At 70.6% G+C, this 15,786-nt stretch carries 18 protein-coding genes; 13 read left to right on the forward strand and 5 right to left on the reverse strand.

Annotation, left to right across the window (positions count from 1 at the left end):
* Nucleotides 1-49 precede the first annotated feature (49 nt).
* Entirely contained in the window at nt 50-1,078 is a 1,029-nt protein-coding gene (locus tag AB0K73_RS12925; protein WP_360513281.1) for a nitronate monooxygenase, read from the forward strand.
* Here the strand turns inward: AB0K73_RS12925 and AB0K73_RS12930 are convergent.
* Entirely contained in the window at nt 1,053-1,946 is an 894-nt protein-coding gene (locus AB0K73_RS12930) for a methylenetetrahydrofolate reductase (protein WP_360513279.1), read from the reverse strand. The genes AB0K73_RS12925 and AB0K73_RS12930 overlap by 26 nt on opposite strands.
* 173 nt (nt 1,947-2,119) lie before the next feature.
* On the opposite strand from AB0K73_RS12930, the gene AB0K73_RS12935 reads away from it, so the two are divergent.
* The 10 genes from AB0K73_RS12935 (at nt 2,120) to AB0K73_RS12980 (ending at nt 9,418) form a co-directional block, all read left to right on the forward strand.
* Nucleotides 2,120-2,797 (forward strand): response regulator transcription factor, encoded by a 678-nt coding sequence (locus AB0K73_RS12935; RefSeq protein ID WP_360513277.1) that lies wholly within the window; start codon nt 2,120-2,122, stop codon nt 2,795-2,797.
* On the forward strand, nt 2,790-4,268 hold the full coding sequence (locus AB0K73_RS12940; RefSeq protein ID WP_360513275.1) for an ATP-binding protein: 1,479 nt from the start codon (nt 2,790-2,792) through the stop codon (nt 4,266-4,268). The genes AB0K73_RS12935 and AB0K73_RS12940 overlap by 8 nt, the downstream gene beginning before the upstream one ends.
* A gap of 79 nt (nt 4,269-4,347) precedes the next feature.
* Nucleotides 4,348-4,794 (forward strand): PepSY domain-containing protein, encoded by a 447-nt coding sequence (locus AB0K73_RS12945; RefSeq protein ID WP_360513273.1) that lies wholly within the window; start codon nt 4,348-4,350, stop codon nt 4,792-4,794.
* Nucleotides 4,795-4,909: 115 nt separating this feature from the next.
* Entirely contained in the window at nt 4,910-6,139 is a 1,230-nt protein-coding gene (locus AB0K73_RS12950; RefSeq protein ID WP_360513271.1) for an ATPase, T2SS/T4P/T4SS family, read from the forward strand.
* A complete protein-coding gene (locus tag AB0K73_RS12955) occupies nt 6,136-6,999 on the forward strand; it encodes a type II secretion system F family protein (RefSeq protein WP_360513269.1) in 864 nt (287 codons plus the stop codon). The genes AB0K73_RS12950 and AB0K73_RS12955 overlap by 4 nt, the downstream gene beginning before the upstream one ends.
* Nucleotides 6,987-7,934: a type II secretion system F family protein gene (locus tag AB0K73_RS12960; RefSeq protein WP_360513267.1), complete on the forward strand. Its 948-nt coding sequence runs from the start codon at nt 6,987-6,989 to the stop codon at nt 7,932-7,934. Before AB0K73_RS12955 ends, AB0K73_RS12960 begins: the two co-directional genes overlap by 13 nt.
* A 60-nt stretch (nt 7,935-7,994) precedes the next feature.
* A complete protein-coding gene (locus AB0K73_RS12965) occupies nt 7,995-8,162 on the forward strand; it encodes a hypothetical protein (RefSeq protein WP_360513265.1) in 168 nt (55 codons plus the stop codon).
* A gap of 29 nt (nt 8,163-8,191) precedes the next feature.
* Nucleotides 8,192-8,545: a TadE/TadG family type IV pilus assembly protein gene (locus AB0K73_RS12970; RefSeq protein WP_360513263.1), complete on the forward strand. Its 354-nt coding sequence runs from the start codon at nt 8,192-8,194 to the stop codon at nt 8,543-8,545.
* A complete protein-coding gene (locus tag AB0K73_RS12975; RefSeq protein ID WP_360513261.1) occupies nt 8,520-8,966 on the forward strand; it encodes a hypothetical protein in 447 nt (148 codons plus the stop codon). The genes AB0K73_RS12970 and AB0K73_RS12975 overlap by 26 nt, the downstream gene beginning before the upstream one ends.
* Nucleotides 8,963-9,418, forward strand: coding sequence for a pilus assembly protein TadG-related protein (locus tag AB0K73_RS12980; protein WP_360513259.1), 456 nt, complete (start codon nt 8,963-8,965; stop codon nt 9,416-9,418). Before AB0K73_RS12975 ends, AB0K73_RS12980 begins: the two co-directional genes overlap by 4 nt.
* A 32-nt stretch (nt 9,419-9,450) precedes the next feature.
* On the opposite strand, the gene AB0K73_RS12985 is transcribed toward AB0K73_RS12980, so the two are convergent.
* Nucleotides 9,451-10,098 carry a hypothetical protein gene (locus AB0K73_RS12985; protein ID WP_360513257.1) on the reverse strand — a complete coding sequence of 216 codons (648 nt, stop codon included), beginning with the start codon at nt 10,096-10,098 and terminating at the stop codon, nt 9,451-9,453.
* Nucleotides 10,099-10,149: 51 nt separating this feature from the next.
* Nucleotides 10,150-10,851: a hypothetical protein gene (locus AB0K73_RS12990; protein WP_360513255.1), complete on the reverse strand. Its 702-nt coding sequence runs from the start codon at nt 10,849-10,851 to the stop codon at nt 10,150-10,152.
* 59 nt (nt 10,852-10,910) lie between these two features.
* Here AB0K73_RS12990 and AB0K73_RS12995 point away from each other — a divergent pair, with 59 nt between their 5' ends.
* Entirely contained in the window at nt 10,911-11,897 is a 987-nt protein-coding gene (locus AB0K73_RS12995; protein WP_360513253.1) for a hypothetical protein, read from the forward strand.
* A 145-nt stretch (nt 11,898-12,042) separates the two neighbouring features.
* Here the strand turns inward: AB0K73_RS12995 and AB0K73_RS13000 are convergent, their stop codons facing one another.
* Complete coding sequence (locus AB0K73_RS13000) at nt 12,043-13,314, reverse strand: MFS transporter (protein ID WP_360513251.1); 1,272 nt, start codon at nt 13,312-13,314, stop codon at nt 12,043-12,045.
* Between the two features lie 60 nt (nt 13,315-13,374).
* Here AB0K73_RS13000 and prfB point away from each other — a divergent pair, with 60 nt between their 5' ends.
* On the forward strand, nt 13,375-14,481 hold the full coding sequence (gene prfB / locus AB0K73_RS13005) for a peptide chain release factor 2 (protein WP_360513249.1): 1,107 nt from the start codon (nt 13,375-13,377) through the stop codon (nt 14,479-14,481).
* A 29-nt stretch (nt 14,482-14,510) separates the two neighbouring features.
* On the opposite strand, the gene AB0K73_RS13010 is transcribed toward prfB, so the two are convergent.
* Entirely contained in the window at nt 14,511-15,728 is a 1,218-nt protein-coding gene (locus AB0K73_RS13010; RefSeq protein ID WP_360513247.1) for a flavin reductase, read from the reverse strand.
* Nucleotides 15,729-15,786 lie beyond the last annotated feature (58 nt).

The following is a 15,786-nucleotide window of genomic DNA, read 5'->3' on the forward strand; positions in this document are numbered from 1 at the left end:
CGCCCGGCGACACCCCCACGCCACCGCACACTTCGATGAGGAGGAAGAAATGTCCGAGAGTCCGACGATCCCGACCCGTTTCAGCGCTGCCTATGGCGTGCGCCATCCATTCGCGGGTGCCGGGCTCGCCTTCGCCGCCGAAACCCCCGACCTCGCGATCGCCGTCAGCGCCGCGGGTGGCATCGGAGCCCTCGGCGTCGGCTTCGTCCCTGCCGACCCGCTCCGGGCATCGATCCACGTCATCAGGGACGCGGTCGGCGATCGGCCCTTCAACATCAATTTCATCACCGTGTTCGACAACGACGCGCAGATCCGGGTGTGTGCCGAGGAGCGCGTGCCGGTGGTCTCCTTCCACTGGGGACACCCGTCAGCAGAGCATCGCCGGATGCTCCAGGACGCCGGAGTCTCCGTGTGGGAGCAGGTGGGCACGATCGACGACGCGAAGCGTGCGGTCGACGACGGTGTCGACGTCGTCGTCGCCCAAGGATGGGAAGCCGGCGGCCACAACTATGGTGGGCTGCCGACGTTCGTCCTGGTGCCGCGCATGCGCGATGCGCTCGGCGACGAACAGCTCATCCTCGCCGCCGGCGGCATCGTCGACGGCCGAGGCGTCGCGGGTGCGCTCGCGCTGGGCGCCGACGGCGTCTGGGTCGGCACGCGCCTCGTCGCGACCGTCGAGGCGAACGTGCACCCCGAGCATCACCGACGCCTCCTCGGCGCCGAAGGGACCGATACGGTGCGAAGCTCGATCTTCGGCCCGGAGATGCCCGACTTCAATCCGATGCGGCTTCAGCGCAACCGGGTCGTCGCGGAGTACACCGATCGGCTCGCGGAGGTGCCGACCGAACGATCCGGGGAACCCGAGATCGGCCGCACGGTGTTCCTCGGATCCGAGCACGTCAAGCGGAAGTTCGACGTGCTGCTTCCCACGCCCGAGACGACGGGCGACTTCGAGGAGATGCCGTTCCTCATGGGCCAAGGCGTCGGATCCATTCACGAGATCGAACCGGCCGGGGTCGTGGTCGAGCGCATGATGCGCGAGGCGCACGACATCATCGCCGGGCTCGGCGCCCGGTGATTTCGGCGGCGTGCCTGCTGGCCCACTCGCAGGAGGCGAGCAGCCCGCCGAACGGGTAGAAGTGCAGTCTCACGTCGTCCGAGACCGGGTCCTGGCCGAGCTTCTCGGCGAGGGCGGAGACGAACCGGGTGGGGCCCGCCCTGCCGACGAGCGCGCGCAGCGAGAACGCGTATCTCCCGACGGCCGTCGCGTTCGCGCGCACGCCGAAATCGCGCGCGAAGCCCACGAGACGGATGATGCCGACGGGACCGGAGACGCCCACGCGAATCTGCGTGTCGATGCCCATGGCGCGCACGGCGTCGATCCAGCCGACGACGGGTTCGGCCTCGAATGCGAACTGGGTGAGGATGACGCATCCCATACCCTGCTCCTTCAGCGCGGCATGCTTCGCCTCGAGGTGCTGCCAGAGCACGTCGTTCGGGATGTCGGGGTGGCCCTCGGGGTAGCCGGCGATCGAGACCTCACGCACGCCGTACTTCTCGAGCAGCCCCGACCGGATGATCGACAGCGCGTCGGGGTACGGACCGCTCGGGTCGGCGGGGTCGCCACCGAGCGCGAACACGTGCTCGGTCGCGCCGATCTGCTGCAGGCGGTCGAGGAACTCCTCGAGCTCCGCGGTCGAGTCGACGCGGCGCGCGGGGATGTGCGGAACGGGCACGAAGCCGAGGTCCTTCACCGCCTTCGCGGCGCTGACCCGAAGCTCGAGGTCCTCCCCGGCGAGGTACGTCACGGTGACCCTGGTGCCGGGCGGAAGCAGGCGCCGCGCCTGCTCCAGCTCGGGCACGTACTTGCCGGTCATCTCCAAGGAGTACCCGTCGAGGAGCTCGCGGGTGGCCGCGTCATTCGCGGTGGACGAGCTGCGAGACATGCGATCCCCCCGGTTCGGTGTCACGCGCAACGACGGTGCCGTGCGTCGGACCACCTTACGAGCCGGCTCTGGGTGTGCACTCCGAATTCAGCGTCGCTGCGGCATCCGCTCGCCGATTCAGCCCGGCTTCAGCGGCATCCGGCAGGATTGGGCGAAGCGGAGGGAGACGGTCGATGCGCCTGCTGGTGGTCGAGGACGAGACGCGGCTCGCCGAGGGGTTGAAGCGCGGCCTCGAGGCCGAGGGCTTCGCGGTCGACGTCGCCGCCACAGGCACCGACGGGCTCTGGCTCGCACGCGACCAGCCGTACGCCGCGATCCTGCTCGACATCATGCTGCCGGGCCTCAACGGCTACCTCGTCTGCCGCGCACTGCGGGAGGCCGGAGACTGGACCCCCGTGCTCATGCTCACCGCGAAGGACGGCGAGTGGGACCAGGTCGAAGCGCTCGACACCGGCGCCGACGACTACCTGACGAAGCCGTTCTCGTTCGCCGTGCTCGTCGCGCGTGTGCGGGCGCTGATCCGGCGGGGCGCGGCGGCGCGACCCGCGGTGCTCACCGCGGGCGACCTCGAGCTCGACCCGGCGACGAGATCGGTGCGGCGCGGTGAGACGGCGGTCGACCTCACCGCGCGCGAATTCGCGGTGCTCGAGTTCCTCATGCGACGCACCGGCGAGGTCGTCTCGAAGCGCGAGATCCTCGAGGGCGTGTGGGACTTCGACTTCGACGGCGACCCGAACATCGTGGAGGTCTACGTCCGGCACCTGCGCAACAAGGTCGACCGGCCGTTCGCGCGTGAGGCCATCCAGACACTCCGCGGTGCGGGGTACCGGGTGGCGGTCGACGGTGGGTGAGCGCGCGGGTCGCCGCGCAGCGGATGCCTCGCGTCCCGGGCGTTGGCGGCGCACAGGCGTCCGCGGGCGCATCACGCTCGCCGCGGCATCCGTGGTGGCCCTCTCGCTGGTTCTCGGTGCCGTCGGCTTCCATCTCGTGCTTCGCGTGGCGCTCCTCGAGGGGCTGACGACCGCGGCGGAGCAGGATGCCGCGGCGCTCGCCTTGCAGGTCGAGGAGCGCGGCGTGGACTCGCTCGGCGAACTCGAGGAGCTCGACGACGAGCGCCTCGTGCAGGTGATCGATGCGTCGGGCGCCGTCATCGCACGGAGCGAGGACGCGCCAGCCTCGCCCGTCGCCCGACGCGGCGACAGCGGCACGGCGGTGCGTGCCGATGGCGAGACGTACGTCGTTGCGATCAGCGACGCCGACGGCGACAGGGATGCCGACGGTGATGATGGGGGCAACGACGACGGGGAGGGCGACGGCGATGATGGGGGCAGCGACGACGGGGAGGGCGACGGCGGCCGGCTCACGGTGGTGGTCGGACGCAGCACGGAATCCGTGGAGGAGACGCTCGCGACCGTCGCGCAACTGCTCGCGGTCTCGGTGCCGCTGCTCGTGGCGCTCGTGGCACTCACGGCGTGGCTGGTGGTGGGCCGGGCACTCGCACCGGTCGAGCGGATGCGTCGCCAGGTTGACGCCGTGACCGCCGCCAGCCTCGCCGAGCGGCTCGACGAGCCGCCGGCCGACGACGAGATCGGGCGGCTCGCGCACACGCTCAACGGGATGCTCGGCCGCCTCGAGTCCGCGCAAGCAGCCCAGCGGCGGTTCATCTCCGACGCATCGCACGAGCTCAAGTCGCCGCTCGCCACGCTCCGTCAGTACGCCGAGATCACTCGCGTGCACCCCGAGCGGGTGAGCCAGGAGGAGCTCGGCGAGGTCGTGCTCGAGGAGGGAGGGCGCCTCGAGCAGCTCGTGCAGGGCATGCTCGTGCTCGCGCGCGCCGACGAAGGGGTGCTCCGCCCCGAGCCGGTCGACATCGACCTCGACGACCTGCTGCTCGAAGAGGCGAAACGAGTCCGCGCGAGCGGGCTCGAGGTCGACACGAGCGGCGTGCGCGCGACCCGAGTGCGTGGGGATGCCATCCTGCTTTCGCAGCTCGTGCGCAACCTGGTCGATAACGCCGCCGGCCACGCGAGGTCGGGGATCGCGCTCGCCGCGACGCCCGACGAGCGAGACGGGAGGGCGTCGATCACGGTCGACGACGACGGCAACGGCATCCCGCTTGCGGATCGCGAGCGCGTGTTCGACCGGTTCGTGCGCCTCGACGCCGCCCGTGCCCGCGACACCGGCGGCAGCGGCCTGGGGCTGGCGATCGTACGCGAGATCGCGCATGCGCACGGCGGCGAGGTGCGGGTCGAAGACGCGCCCTCGGGCGGTGCGCGACTGCACGTGGAACTGCCGGTCGCGGCATCCGCTCGGCTCACCTGAAATGCACGTTCAGCATGCTTCAGGCTGGCTTCAGCGGTCGCGCGCGAGGCTGGGGTCGAACCATCGAACGGGAGACACCATGAAGAAGCGCACCATCTGGATCACGTCCGCCGCGTCCGCCGCGGCCCTCGCCCTCGGCGGTACCGCGATCGCGTACGCCGCGACCGGCGGGTTCGAGGCCGACGACGACCGGCCGGGCGCGTCGCAGGGAACCGACGGCTCGGAGGCGTCGGAGCAGCTGACCGGCACCGACCTCGAGAAGGCGACCGAGGCGGCGCTCGCCGAAGCCGGCCCCGGAAAGGTCACCGAGGCGGAGCGCGAGGACGACGGCGACGTCGCCTACGAGGTCGACGTGCTGCTCGACTCGGGGAAGTCCGTCGAGGTCTCGCTCGACGAGAACTTCGCGGTCATCGCCGTGGAGGATGACGACGCCGACGACGCGAACGACACGGATGACGCAGACGACGCGGACGACGCGGACGACGCGGACGACGCGGACGGCGTGAACGACACTGACGGCGACTGATCCGCGGTCGGTCTCGAGGGCGCCCCGGGCTTCGGCTCGGGGCGCCCTCACGCTGTGGCCGCGGACTGTGGATAAGTCCGCGGTGGGGCATCCGCACGCCGCCAATATGGTCGACATGACCGACCCCGTGCGCACGATCGCCGAGCGGGTGCGCACGCGGGTGCTTCGCGACGGGGTCGACCTCATCGCCGACGGTGCACTCGCCACGCGTTACGCCGACGAGGAGGTGCGTCGCTACAGCGAGCGCGCGCTCGCCGGTGCGCACGCGCAGCTCGGCGACGAGCCGGGCACGGCGCGCGACGTCGTGGCGGCGATCACGGGGTACGGGCCGCTGCAGCCGTTCTTCGACGATCCGAGCGTGGAGGAGATCTGGATCAACGCGCCGACGCGCGTCTTCATCGCGCGAAACGGCGTCGCCGAGTTGACGACGGTGGTGCTCTCCGACCGCGAGGTGCGCGAGCTCGTCGAGCGGATGCTCCAGCATTCGGGTCGCCGGGTCGACCTCTCGTCGCCGTTCGTCGACGCCTCGCTGCCCGACGGGTCACGGTTGCACGTCGCGATCCCCGATGTCACGCGGTCGCACTGGGCGGTGAACATCCGCAAGTTCCATCGCAGCATCCGCACCCTGGGCCAGCTCGTCGAGCTCGGGTCGCTGACCCGGCAGGCGGCGGAGTTCCTCCGCATGAGCGTGCTCGCCGGCGCCAACATCCTCGTATCGGGCTCCACACACACCGGCAAGACGACCATGCTCAACGCGCTGATGTCATCGGCTCGCCTCGACGACCGCGTGGTGACGGTCGAGGAGACGTTCGAGCTCGATCTCGACGTGCGCGACGTCGTGGCCATGCAGTGCCGTCAGCCGAGTCTCGAGGGAACGGGCGAGATCACGCTCCGCCGCCTCATCAAGGAGGCGCTGCGGATGCGCCCCGACCGCCTGGTCGTGGGGGAGGTGCGCGAGGCCGAGAGCCTCGACCTGCTTATCGCACTGAACTCCGGCCTGCCGGGCATGTGCACGATCCACGCGAACACCGCGCGCGACGCGCTCGTGAAGCTGTGCACCCTGCCGCTCCTCGCCGGCCGCAACATCGATGCGTCATTCGTCGTGCCGACGGTCGCAAGCTGCATCGACGTGGTGGTGCACCTCGGGATGGACCGCGACGGCGCTCGTCGCGTGATGGAGATCGCCGCGGTGACGGGTGAGACGGATGCCGCGGTCATCGCGGAGCCGATCTTCCGCCGCCATCGTGGTGGCCTCGAGCCGACCGGGGCCCGACCGGTGCGACTGGAGAAGTACGAGGTCGCCGGACTCGACCCCGAGATCGTGCTGACGCAGGCTGTCGCATGAGCCTCGTTCTCGGGACTGCCCTCGGCCTCGGCCTCCTCCTCGTGCTCTCGCCGCTGTTCTGGCCGGCTCGCCGTGTGCGCTCCGTGCGGTCGGGCGGCACGCTCGACGCAGCCCGCGACGCCCTCGCACTTGCCGGTCTCGGAACAGTGCCGTTGCCGGTCGTCGTCATCGTGAGCGTGACGCTGGCGATGCTCGGGGGTGCGCTCGCGCACGCCGTCTTCCAGATCCCCGTGCTCACGATCGTCGCCTCCCTCCTCGCAGCCGGTTTCGTCCCGATGCTCGTCACGGCCCGCGCCGCACGCCGCCGCACCGCGAACCGGGCTGTGTGGCCCGACGTGGTCGACCATCTGGTCGCGTCGGTGCGGGCAGGCATGTCGCTGCCCGACAGCGTTGCCGCCCTCGCTGAGCTCGGTCCCGCGCCGACGCGGACCGCGTTCGCCGCGTTCGAGTCCGATTTCCGCCGCAACGGCAACTTCGCGCTCTGTCTCGACCGGCTCAAGGCCGCGCTGGCCGACCCGACCGCCGACCGGATCTTGGAGACCTTGCGCATGGCGCGCGAAGTCGGAGGCAGCGACGTCACGGCAGTGCTCCGGGGGCTCGCCGGTTACCTGCGCGAGGACGCCGCCCTTCGCGCCGAGGTCGTGGCCCGCCAGTCGTGGATCCGGAACGCGGCCCGGCTCGGCGTCGCCGCCCCCTGGCTGCTCCTCCTCGTTCTCGCCTCGCGCCCCGAAACGCTCGAGGCGTACGACTCCACCGCGGGCAGCATGCTCATCGTTGTGGGCGTCGCCGTGACTCTCACCGCATATCGCACGATGATCGCGCTCGGGCGACTTCCCGAGGAGCGTCGATGGTTCCGCTGAGTGCCGTTGCGCCCCTTGGTGTGGCGCTCGGCGTGATCCTCGGGCTGGGGCTCTGGCTCGTCGTCTCCGCCGTGCCGCGCATCGGGCGCCCGCGGCTCACCGAGCGGGTCGCTCCGTACGTCGCCGACTTCTCGCCCGAAGCCCGTGCGCTGCTCGGGCGTCGTTCGGGCGATCCCGCTCCCGTGCTCGGTCTCGTCGTCATGCCCGCCGCACGTCAGCTTCGATCGTTCGTCTCGGCGTGGCTCGGCGGCAGCGAGATGATCGCCAAGCGCCTCCGTCAGGCCGGCTCCTCGGCGACCGTCGACCGCTTCCGGGCTGAGCAGCTGGCATGGGCGGTGGCCGCATTCGCGATCGCCTCGGCGCTCGCGGTCCTCGCGCCGACCTTCACCGGAATGCCGACCATCGTGCGGGTCGCCTTCCCGTTCGTGTTCGCCGCCCTCGGCGCCGTCATCCGGGACTGGATGCTGCAGCGTCGCGCGCGGCGTCGGCTGGCTCGGATCTCGTCGGAACTGCCGACGGTGCTCGAGTTCCTCACTCTCAGCCTCACGGCCGGCGAGGGGATGCTCGACGCCATTCGCCGCGTCGCGACGGCCGGCACAGGGGAACTGCCCGGCGAGTTCGCCAGGGTGACCACCTCGGTCGGCGCCGGAGCACCGCTCGGCAGCACGCTCGCCACCCTGCGAGACGACCTCGATCACCCGGCGCTCGGCCGCGCCCTCGACCAGGTGCTCGGCGCACTCGAACGCGGTGCGCCACTCGCATCGGTCCTGCGGGCACAGGCCGGCGACGCACGCGAGGAGGCGAAACGCACGATCATCGAGCTGGCCGGTCGCAAGGAGATCGCGATGCTCGTGCCACTCATCTTCCTGATCCTTCCGGTGACGGTGGCGTTCGCTCTGTTCCCCGGCTACCTCGTGCTCCAGACGGGCTTCTGATGACCGCCCGCCGCCTGAACCATCGACGCACCACGCTGTGCACCGACGAGAGGAATCACCATGCCGAAGCCGATGATCGAGCGCCTGCGCGAGGAACGCGGCGACGTGCCCGGATGGGTGCTCATCACGCTCATGACGGCCGGACTTGTGATCGTGATCTGGGGCCTGGCAGGGCCGGCGCTCAGCGGCGTCTTCGATCAGGCGATCAGCCGCGTGCTCGGGTTCTGAACCTACTCCGAGACGAGCGGGGATCGGCGGTGGCCGAGTTCACCCTCGTCGGCGTGCTGCTCACCGTACTCGCCCTCGCGGTGGTGCAACTCGCGCTGGCGCTGCACGTGCGCAACACGCTCCTCGACGCGGCGGCCGAGGGCGCGCGATACGCGGCCCTCGCGGGGTCGTCGCCCGGAGCCGGGATCGCTCGCACCCAAGACCTCATCTCCGCCGCCATCTCCGCAGATTACGCGGGCGGCGTCAGCGCCTCGTCGACCTCGGTTGGCGGCGTTCCCGCGATCCAGGTGACCATCCGGGCGACGCTCCCGATCGTCGGGCTCCTCGGTCCCGAGCGCGCATTGGAGGTATCCGGCCATGCGGCGATGGAGACTCTCGACTGAAGACGGCTCCGCCTCGCTCGAGTTCCTCACGGTCGGCATGATCCTGCTGGTGCCGCTCGTCTACCTGGTGCTCGCCGTCGCCGCCGTGCAGGCGGGCGCGCTCGGTGTCGAGGGCGCCGCGCGGCAGGCGGCACGCGTCGCCGTGATCGCGGCCGACGACGATGCATCGGATGCCGCGGTGGATCGCGCGGTTCGAGTCACGCTCGCCGACTACGGGATCGACCCGGCGGCGGCATCCGTCACCGTCGGATGCGACCGCGCCGACTGCCTCGAGCCCGGGGCGAGGGTCACCGTCTCGGTGGCCGCCCGCGTCGAGCTGCCGCTCGTTCCCGACGTGCTCGAGCTCTCGACCGTGGGAAGCGTGCCGGTCGAGGCGAGCGCAACACAGACCGTCTCGCGGTTCGCGGGCGTGCGACCGTGATCGGCCTCGCAGTACGCTCGCGCCGCGCCGTCACCGGCGACGACGGTTCGACGCTGCTGCTGACGATCTTCTACTGCGTTCTCGGTCTCTCCATCGTCCTGGTCGTGGCCTCGGCGACGACGCTGTACCTCGAGCGCAAGCGCCTCTTCACGCTCGCCGACGGCGCGGCGCTCGCCGGGGCGGAGGCATGGCAGCTCGACTCGGTGCGCGTCGACGGCGACCGGCTCGCGTTCGAGCTCGACGACGCCGAGGTGCGCGCCGCTGCGTCCGCGTACCTCGGGGATGCGGCATCCGGCCTCGACGACGTCGAACTCGTGCGCGCGGCATCCGACGACGGCCGCAGTGCCACCGTGACCCTCCGGTCAGTCTGGCGGGCGCCCATCGACACCGAACTCGTGCCCGTCGCGGTGCCGATCGAGGTGACCGTCACCGCGCGTTCGGTGTTCCACTGAGGGCGCCCTTCCGGGCGGGCCCGCCCGGAAGTTCAGCTGACCTGGCTCAGCCCCGAACCGAGGAGCTGGAACAGCCGGATCTTCCGCTCGATGGCGACGTCGTCGGTCGGCAGGTCCCAGATGTAGACGTGCTCGGTGGGGGAATAACTGATCGTGCGCCACGACGTGACGACCTCGATCTCGGTGCGCGGCCGGCCGTCGAGCGTGGGCTCGGTCTGCAGCGCCGAACGAATGATCGTGCCGAGCGAATCGCCCTCGCCGGTCGAGAGCATGTGGCCCACGTGATGCGGGCGCAGGCCCTTCGCCTGCAGCTGTCGCAGGGGCCGCGGGTCGGTGCCGTGCACGTTGGGCCAGCAGACCTTGCAGCTGCGTACGTCGTCGAGGCCCTGCGCCTGCGCGCGGGTCAGCAGCAACGGCAGTGGGAGCCGGAACTCGGGGTCGCCGTCGAGCCGGGTGCGGTGACGGTCGTCCCATCGGGTGTGCCGATCGAGTTGCGGCTCGAGCACGGCGCACTCGAGGCGGTGCAGCACGCGCCCCTTCGAGGTCTCCGATCCGGCGACCGCGAATTCGGCTCCCTCGCCGAACGCCTGACGCAGCGTCTCGAGTTCGTTCGTCACGATGCGGTGCACTAGCGCGTCGGTATCGCTCGAAGCGGGGCGCTCGGGGTCCGATCGATTCATCCGCAGTGACTCCGCTCTCTGGTGCCTCGGGCCACCGCCCTCGAGGCGAATCTACTCGACGTGCGGATGCTTCCAGCGCACCCGGCGCGGCGACACGCTGACGGGACTGAGGTAGAAGTACGCCGTCGTGTGGGGCGGCACCGAGGTCGAGTACTCCCACTTCCTGGTCTTGTCGAATGCCCATTCGTGGCCATAGGCGATCTTGAACGACACCTTGAACGTCTCCACCCAGAGGAAACTGACGCCGCCCTCGCCCTCGCGCGTGACGCTCGTGTCGATCGAGTTCTTGTCGCTGCGCGTCTCGATCCAGGTGATCCGCATCTCGCCATCGGTCTCATCGCCGCCATTGTTCAGCCGGCCGACGAGCTGGCGGTCGCCCGCGTAGCCCTGGCGCGACGTCATCACATAGGCGCACCGGGCGCCGGCGGCCGTGCAACCGCGCGTGATGGGGTCCTGCGCCTCGAGACCCTCGACCTTGGTGTAGTCGTGCACGCCGACCTTGAAGGTCACCTGCCAGTCGCCGCGTCCCGAGAGGTTCTCGCCGACCATCTTGCACGTGTACGGACTGAAGGCGGCCGTGACACCGCCGTCGCCCGGCTTGCCGAGCGAGATGGTGCATGTGGACGTATGGTCGAACCGTCCTGCGCGAACGTTCTCGGCGAAGCCGGTGACCCAGTACGCGGTGGGGAATCCGTCCTCCACGATCTGGTAGGCGAAGTACACGTTCGCCTTGTGGGTGAGTTCGCCGGGCACCGGATGCCGCGGCGCGGCGTCACTGGAGACCGACGCGCTCGCCCGCCATGATGGAGCCCATGGCGACCGACCCGCTCACCGCCGCAGCCGACGAGCTCTATGCCCTCGTGCCCGAGGATTTCACGGCGGCGCGCAACGCCCGGGCGAAGGATGCCAAGGCTGCCGGCGACCGGGACTCGGCCGACCGCATCGGCGCGCTGAAGAAGCCCTCGCCGGCCGCCTGGATGCTCAACCAGCTCGTGCGGCGACAGCCCGACGAGCTCGACGAACTCCGTGACCTCGGCGAGGAGCTGCGTGAGGCACAGGCGTCGGGCGATGGCAAGGCGCTCACCCGCATCGGCGGCGAGCGTCGGCGGCTCCTCACCGCCCTCCTGCAACAGACCATCGAGCTCGCGGATGCCGCGGACCGATCAGCCTCGCGCGCGGTACTCGACGAGGTCGAGCAGAGCCTCATCGCCGCCACCGTCGACGAGGCCGCATCGCAGGCGCTGGAAACGGGTCGGCTCGTGCGGAGCCTGCAGGCCGTCGGCTTCGAACCCGTCGACCTCGATGGGGCCGTAGCCGGCGAGGCATCCGCTGCACCACCGACGAAACGGCGTGCGACCGGTGCTGCGCGACCCGCGCGCCCCGAGCGGCCCGAGCGACCGACGAAGCGCACCCGAGGGCCGAAGGAGTCGGGCGACGAGCGCCGCGCCGCGCGCGAGCAGGCCGAGCGCGCTGCGCAAGCCGAGCGCGACCGAGCCGCGCGCAAGCAGGCCGAGGCCGACGTCGATGAAGCCCGCGACCGCGCCGAGACCGCGCGGCGGGCGCTCGCCGAGGCGCAGGACCTGCTGCACGCCGCGGAGTGGAATGCCGACGAGCTGCGCGACGAGCGCCACGATCTCGAGACGCGATTGAAGGAGCTGCGCACCGAGATCGCCGAAGCTGAACGTGACGAGCGGGAGGCCGAGCGGGTGCGAGCGAAGGCCGCGATCGCGGTCGATCGGGCGCGCGACGACGTGGAGGCCGCCGAGGCGGCGCTCGCGGCGCTCGCGGCGCTCGACTGAGCGGCCGCGCCGTCGCCCGAGCGCGCACGCGCCCGTTTGCAGGAGAACGCGAGATTGGCAGGACCAGAATCGCAACCTCGGCCGGGGAATCGCGCGATCTCCTGCAACGGGGAGGCATCCGAAGGGCAGCGCGGCTGGGTAGCCCTCAGTCGTGCGTTCCGCGCGGGCGGCGCGGAAGGTAACGCGGCACGTATCGCCAGAGGATCGCGGCGCCGGCGAAGCCCAGCACGCCGATCGTCGCGCTCGCCGCCATGATCGAGACGACCGACGTGATCGCCGAGATGAGCAGCGGCGCCACCGCTTGGCCCGAGTGGCCGATGGTGCGGAACGCGCTGAGGAACGGGGCGGGGTTGGCCTTCGGGGCGAGGTCGGCGCCGAGCGTCAGCAGTACGCCGCTCGTGAGCCCGTTGGCGATGCCGAAGAACACGGCGACGATCGTGAACCAGAGGTCGCGCTCGGCGATGTCGTGCGTGAAGGCGAGCACGAGGTGTCCGACGGCGAGTCCGACGAGACCGGGGATCGCGCCCCAGAGGCGCCCGAACCGGTCCATGACCTGCCCGCTGACGTAGAACAGTCCGAAGTCGATCGCGGCCGCAATGCCGATGATGAGCGACGCGGTGTCGGCCGGCATGCCGATCGAAACCGCCCACAGCGGCAGGATCACCGTGCGACTCGCACGTACCGCGCCGAGGAAGCCGATCCCGGTGCCGACTCGCGCGAGCACTGCCCGGTGCGCCACGATCGCTCGGAACACGCCGTGCGACGCGGCATCCGCCTCCGCCTCGCCCTCGGTGAGCGGACCGACGGAGGATGAGCGCACCACGCGCGCCGCCCCGAACGTACGCTCGGGGTCGGGCAGGAGGAGCAACACCACGACCACGGCGAAGCAGGCGGCGACGAGCACCCACACGACGAGCTCGGGTGAGCCCGACCAGACGATGATGGCGGCCGCCGCGAACGGGCCGACCGCCCAGCCGCCGCGGAACACCCCGCCAAGCGTCGACAGCGCCCGCGCCCGCACGCGTGCCGGCACGTAGCTGGTGAGGAACGCGTGGCGCGCGAGGCCGAAGACCGATGTCGCGAGACCGAGCAGGAACACGCCGATGCCGAGCGCGAGCGCGGTGGGGGAGACGACGGCGATGAGGGCTCCCGTGACCGCGAGCATCGCCGCGCCGATCATGGCGTTGCGCTCGCCGATGCGGGCGACCAGCCAGCCCGCCGGGAGGTCGCCGACGAGCTCGCCGACCATGAGCATCGACGCGATGAGGCCCGCGACGGCGAGCGACGCGCCGCGGTCGGTGGCGACCACGGGGATGATCGGGATGAGCGCACCCTCGCCGAACGAGAAGATGAACGTCGGCAGGTAGGCCGGGAGGATGATCGAGCGCCACGTGAACGAGGGCGTCGAGTCGGTCATCACCAATCGACGGTACACCCGTGAGCGACCGCCCTTCCGCGCGACTAGGCTGGGAAGGCCATGTTGGATCTTGACCTCACGCAGGAGATCGCCGCGCTGCGATCCACCTTTCGAGACATCCGTTCCGTCGTCGACGTCGATGGCCTCGAGTCAGAGATCGCCCGGCTCTCCGAGGAGGCCGGCGCCCCCGACCTCTGGGACGACACCGAGCGCGCCCAGAAGGTCACGAGCGCGCTGAGCCACCGCCAGTCCGAGCTCGCCCGGGTGAACAGCATCGAGTCTCGCCTCGACGACCTCGAGGTGCTCATCGAGATGGCGCAGGAGGCCGACGACGAGGAGACCGCCGTCGAGGCCCGCAACGAGCTCTCCGCCTTGCAGCAGACCATCGGCGACCTCGAGGTGCAGACCCTGCTCGACGGCGAGTGGGACGACCGCCCGGCCGTCATCACCATCCGTGCCGGCGCCGGTGGCGTGGATGCCGCCGACTTCGCCGAGATGCTCATGCGCATGTACCTGCGCTGGGCCGAGAAGCACGGCCACAGCGCCACCGTCATGGACACGAGCTACGCCGAGGAAGCGGGCATCAAGTCGGCCACGTTCGAGATCGACGGGCCTTACGCGTTCGGCACGCTCTCGGTCGAGGCGGGCACGCATCGGCTCGTGCGCATGAGCCCGTTCGGCGCGGCCGGCAAGCGGCAGACGAGCTTCGCCGCCGTCGAGGTCATCCCGCTCATGGAGGAGGCCGGCGCCATCGAGGTGCCCGAGTCCGACATCCGGGTCGACGTGTTCCGCTCGTCGGGCCCCGGCGGCCAGTCGGTCAACACCACCGACTCCGCCGTGCGCCTCACCCACCTGCCCACGGGCATCGTGGTGTCGATGCAGAACGAGAAGTCGCAGATCCAGAACCGCGCCGCCGCCATGCGCGTGCTGCAGTCGCGACTGCTCCTGCTGCAGAAGGAGCAGGAGGCCGCCCAGAAGAAGGAGCTCGCGGGCAACATCACCGCGAGCTGGGGCGACCAGATGCGCTCATACGTGCTCGCGCCGTACCAGATGGTGAAGGACCTCCGCACCGAGTACGAGGTCGGCAACCCGAGCCAGGTGTTCGACGGCGACCTCGACGGGTTCATCGCCGCCGGCATCAAGTGGCGCAAGCAGAAGCACGACTAGCCGAGCGGATGCCGCGGGGCTGACGATCGTCAGTCCTCGGGAATCCGCCCGCCGATCGACTCGGTGAGCCTGGCCGCGGTCGCGAGCGCGCGACGCGTGATCGACTCGAATCGCTCGGTACTCGCGCCCGGCCCGAATCCGCTCACGACGAGTTCGACGACCGCGTGGCCGTCGACGTCGAAGACGGGGACCTGGAACGAACTGACCTCGGCGTGCCAGTTCTCGCTCTCGGCGAGGGCGGTGTACTCGTCGTGCACCTGGGTCCAGAGGGCGGCGAGTTCGGCGCGGCTCGTCTCGGGGTTCACGACGACGACGTCGAACGCCTCCTCCATCGCCTTGCCGAGCGAAATGGCGTAGCCGCGTTCTCGTACCCGGGCCCGCATGCCTTCGAGCACGGGACGATCGACCCGGCCGATCAGGTGGCGAGCGTTCTCGGTCCAGAGCTTGAGTTTCTCGTCGCTCGCCCACGTGGCCAACGCCGGGGAGAGCGGCGCAGCGAACGGGAAGGTCATGCCGAGCATGCTCGACAACCCCCGGTTCGGGCGGAGGTTCGCGGCCGCGAGGACCACGACCGAATCGCGCACGACCGTGGAGAGGATGCATTCGACATCGGCCTCCCGCGCGTACTCCTCCATGAGGGGGGTCATCGCCTCGACGAGGCGGAGCTGCTCGCCGAACTCGTGCAGGTCGAACTGCAGCGACGGTACCGTGAAGGAGCCGTAGCCGCCCTTGAGGAAGATGAGCGGAAGCCCGCAGCTTGCATCGCCGACGCCGAGCGCGGTGACGTCGGCGAGCACGATCTGGTGGTCTCCCGCGGGCACGACGTCTCGCACGGACCCTTCGAACCAGGCGACGGCGTCGCGCAGTCGGGGCAGTCCGTGCTCGGTGGTGTCGAAGACGCCGCGGTCGAAGCGGTCCTCGGCGCCGCGCGCGAATTCACGGCAGAGGGTCTCGTGGCCGGAGCCGAGCACGTTCGCGACGAATCGCCCGTTCGCGATGACCTTCGCCGCCGTGAACGAGTGGGCCGTCGGCATGAAGCTGATCATCGGGGGGTCCTCGGACACGGCGCTGAACGTGCCCACGACCATGCCGACCGGGCGGCCGTCCTCATCGAGCGAGGTGATGAGGGTGACGCCGGTCGGGTACTCGCCGAGCACGGTACGCCACCACTGCGACTTCTGGCTGCCGGGCAACGACGGCGTGATCGCGGCATTCGCAGTCGGCTGTGCCGGGGTCGTGGTCGTCATGAGGGAGGCCTCCCGTTCGAACGCGATGGTGCATCGCGAGGTCGTGCCGTCACGCTAA

Origin of the sequence: Agromyces sp. NPDC052230 (genome assembly GCF_040679595.1) — a bacterium.
GTDB lineage: Bacteria > Actinomycetota > Actinomycetes > Actinomycetales > Microbacteriaceae > Agromyces.

Excerpts from the sequence above, each read along its gene's own strand:
- prfB (WP_360513249.1), top strand. The coding sequence starts at position 13,375 with ATGTTGGATCTTGACCTCACGCAGGAGATCGCCGCGCTGCGATCCACC.
- AB0K73_RS12945 (WP_360513273.1), top strand. The coding sequence starts at position 4,348 with ATGAAGAAGCGCACCATCTGGATCACGTCCGCCGCGTCCGCCGCGGCC.
- AB0K73_RS13010 (WP_360513247.1), bottom strand. The coding sequence starts at position 15,728 with ATGACGACCACGACCCCGGCACAGCCGACTGCGAATGCCGCGATCACG.
- AB0K73_RS12935 (WP_360513277.1), top strand. The coding sequence starts at position 2,120 with ATGCGCCTGCTGGTGGTCGAGGACGAGACGCGGCTCGCCGAGGGGTTG.
- AB0K73_RS12960 (WP_360513267.1), top strand. The coding sequence starts at position 6,987 with ATGGTTCCGCTGAGTGCCGTTGCGCCCCTTGGTGTGGCGCTCGGCGTG.
- AB0K73_RS12965 (WP_360513265.1), top strand. The coding sequence starts at position 7,995 with ATGCCGAAGCCGATGATCGAGCGCCTGCGCGAGGAACGCGGCGACGTG.
- AB0K73_RS12925 (WP_360513281.1), top strand. The coding sequence starts at position 50 with ATGTCCGAGAGTCCGACGATCCCGACCCGTTTCAGCGCTGCCTATGGC.
- AB0K73_RS12955 (WP_360513269.1), top strand. The coding sequence starts at position 6,136 with ATGAGCCTCGTTCTCGGGACTGCCCTCGGCCTCGGCCTCCTCCTCGTG.
- AB0K73_RS12975 (WP_360513261.1), top strand. The coding sequence starts at position 8,520 with ATGCGGCGATGGAGACTCTCGACTGAAGACGGCTCCGCCTCGCTCGAG.
- AB0K73_RS12930 (WP_360513279.1), bottom strand. The coding sequence starts at position 1,946 with ATGTCTCGCAGCTCGTCCACCGCGAATGACGCGGCCACCCGCGAGCTC.
- AB0K73_RS12995 (WP_360513253.1), top strand. The coding sequence starts at position 10,911 with ATGGCGACCGACCCGCTCACCGCCGCAGCCGACGAGCTCTATGCCCTC.
- AB0K73_RS12985 (WP_360513257.1), bottom strand. The coding sequence starts at position 10,098 with ATGAATCGATCGGACCCCGAGCGCCCCGCTTCGAGCGATACCGACGCG.
- AB0K73_RS13000 (WP_360513251.1), bottom strand. The coding sequence starts at position 13,314 with ATGACCGACTCGACGCCCTCGTTCACGTGGCGCTCGATCATCCTCCCG.
- AB0K73_RS12950 (WP_360513271.1), top strand. The coding sequence starts at position 4,910 with ATGACCGACCCCGTGCGCACGATCGCCGAGCGGGTGCGCACGCGGGTG.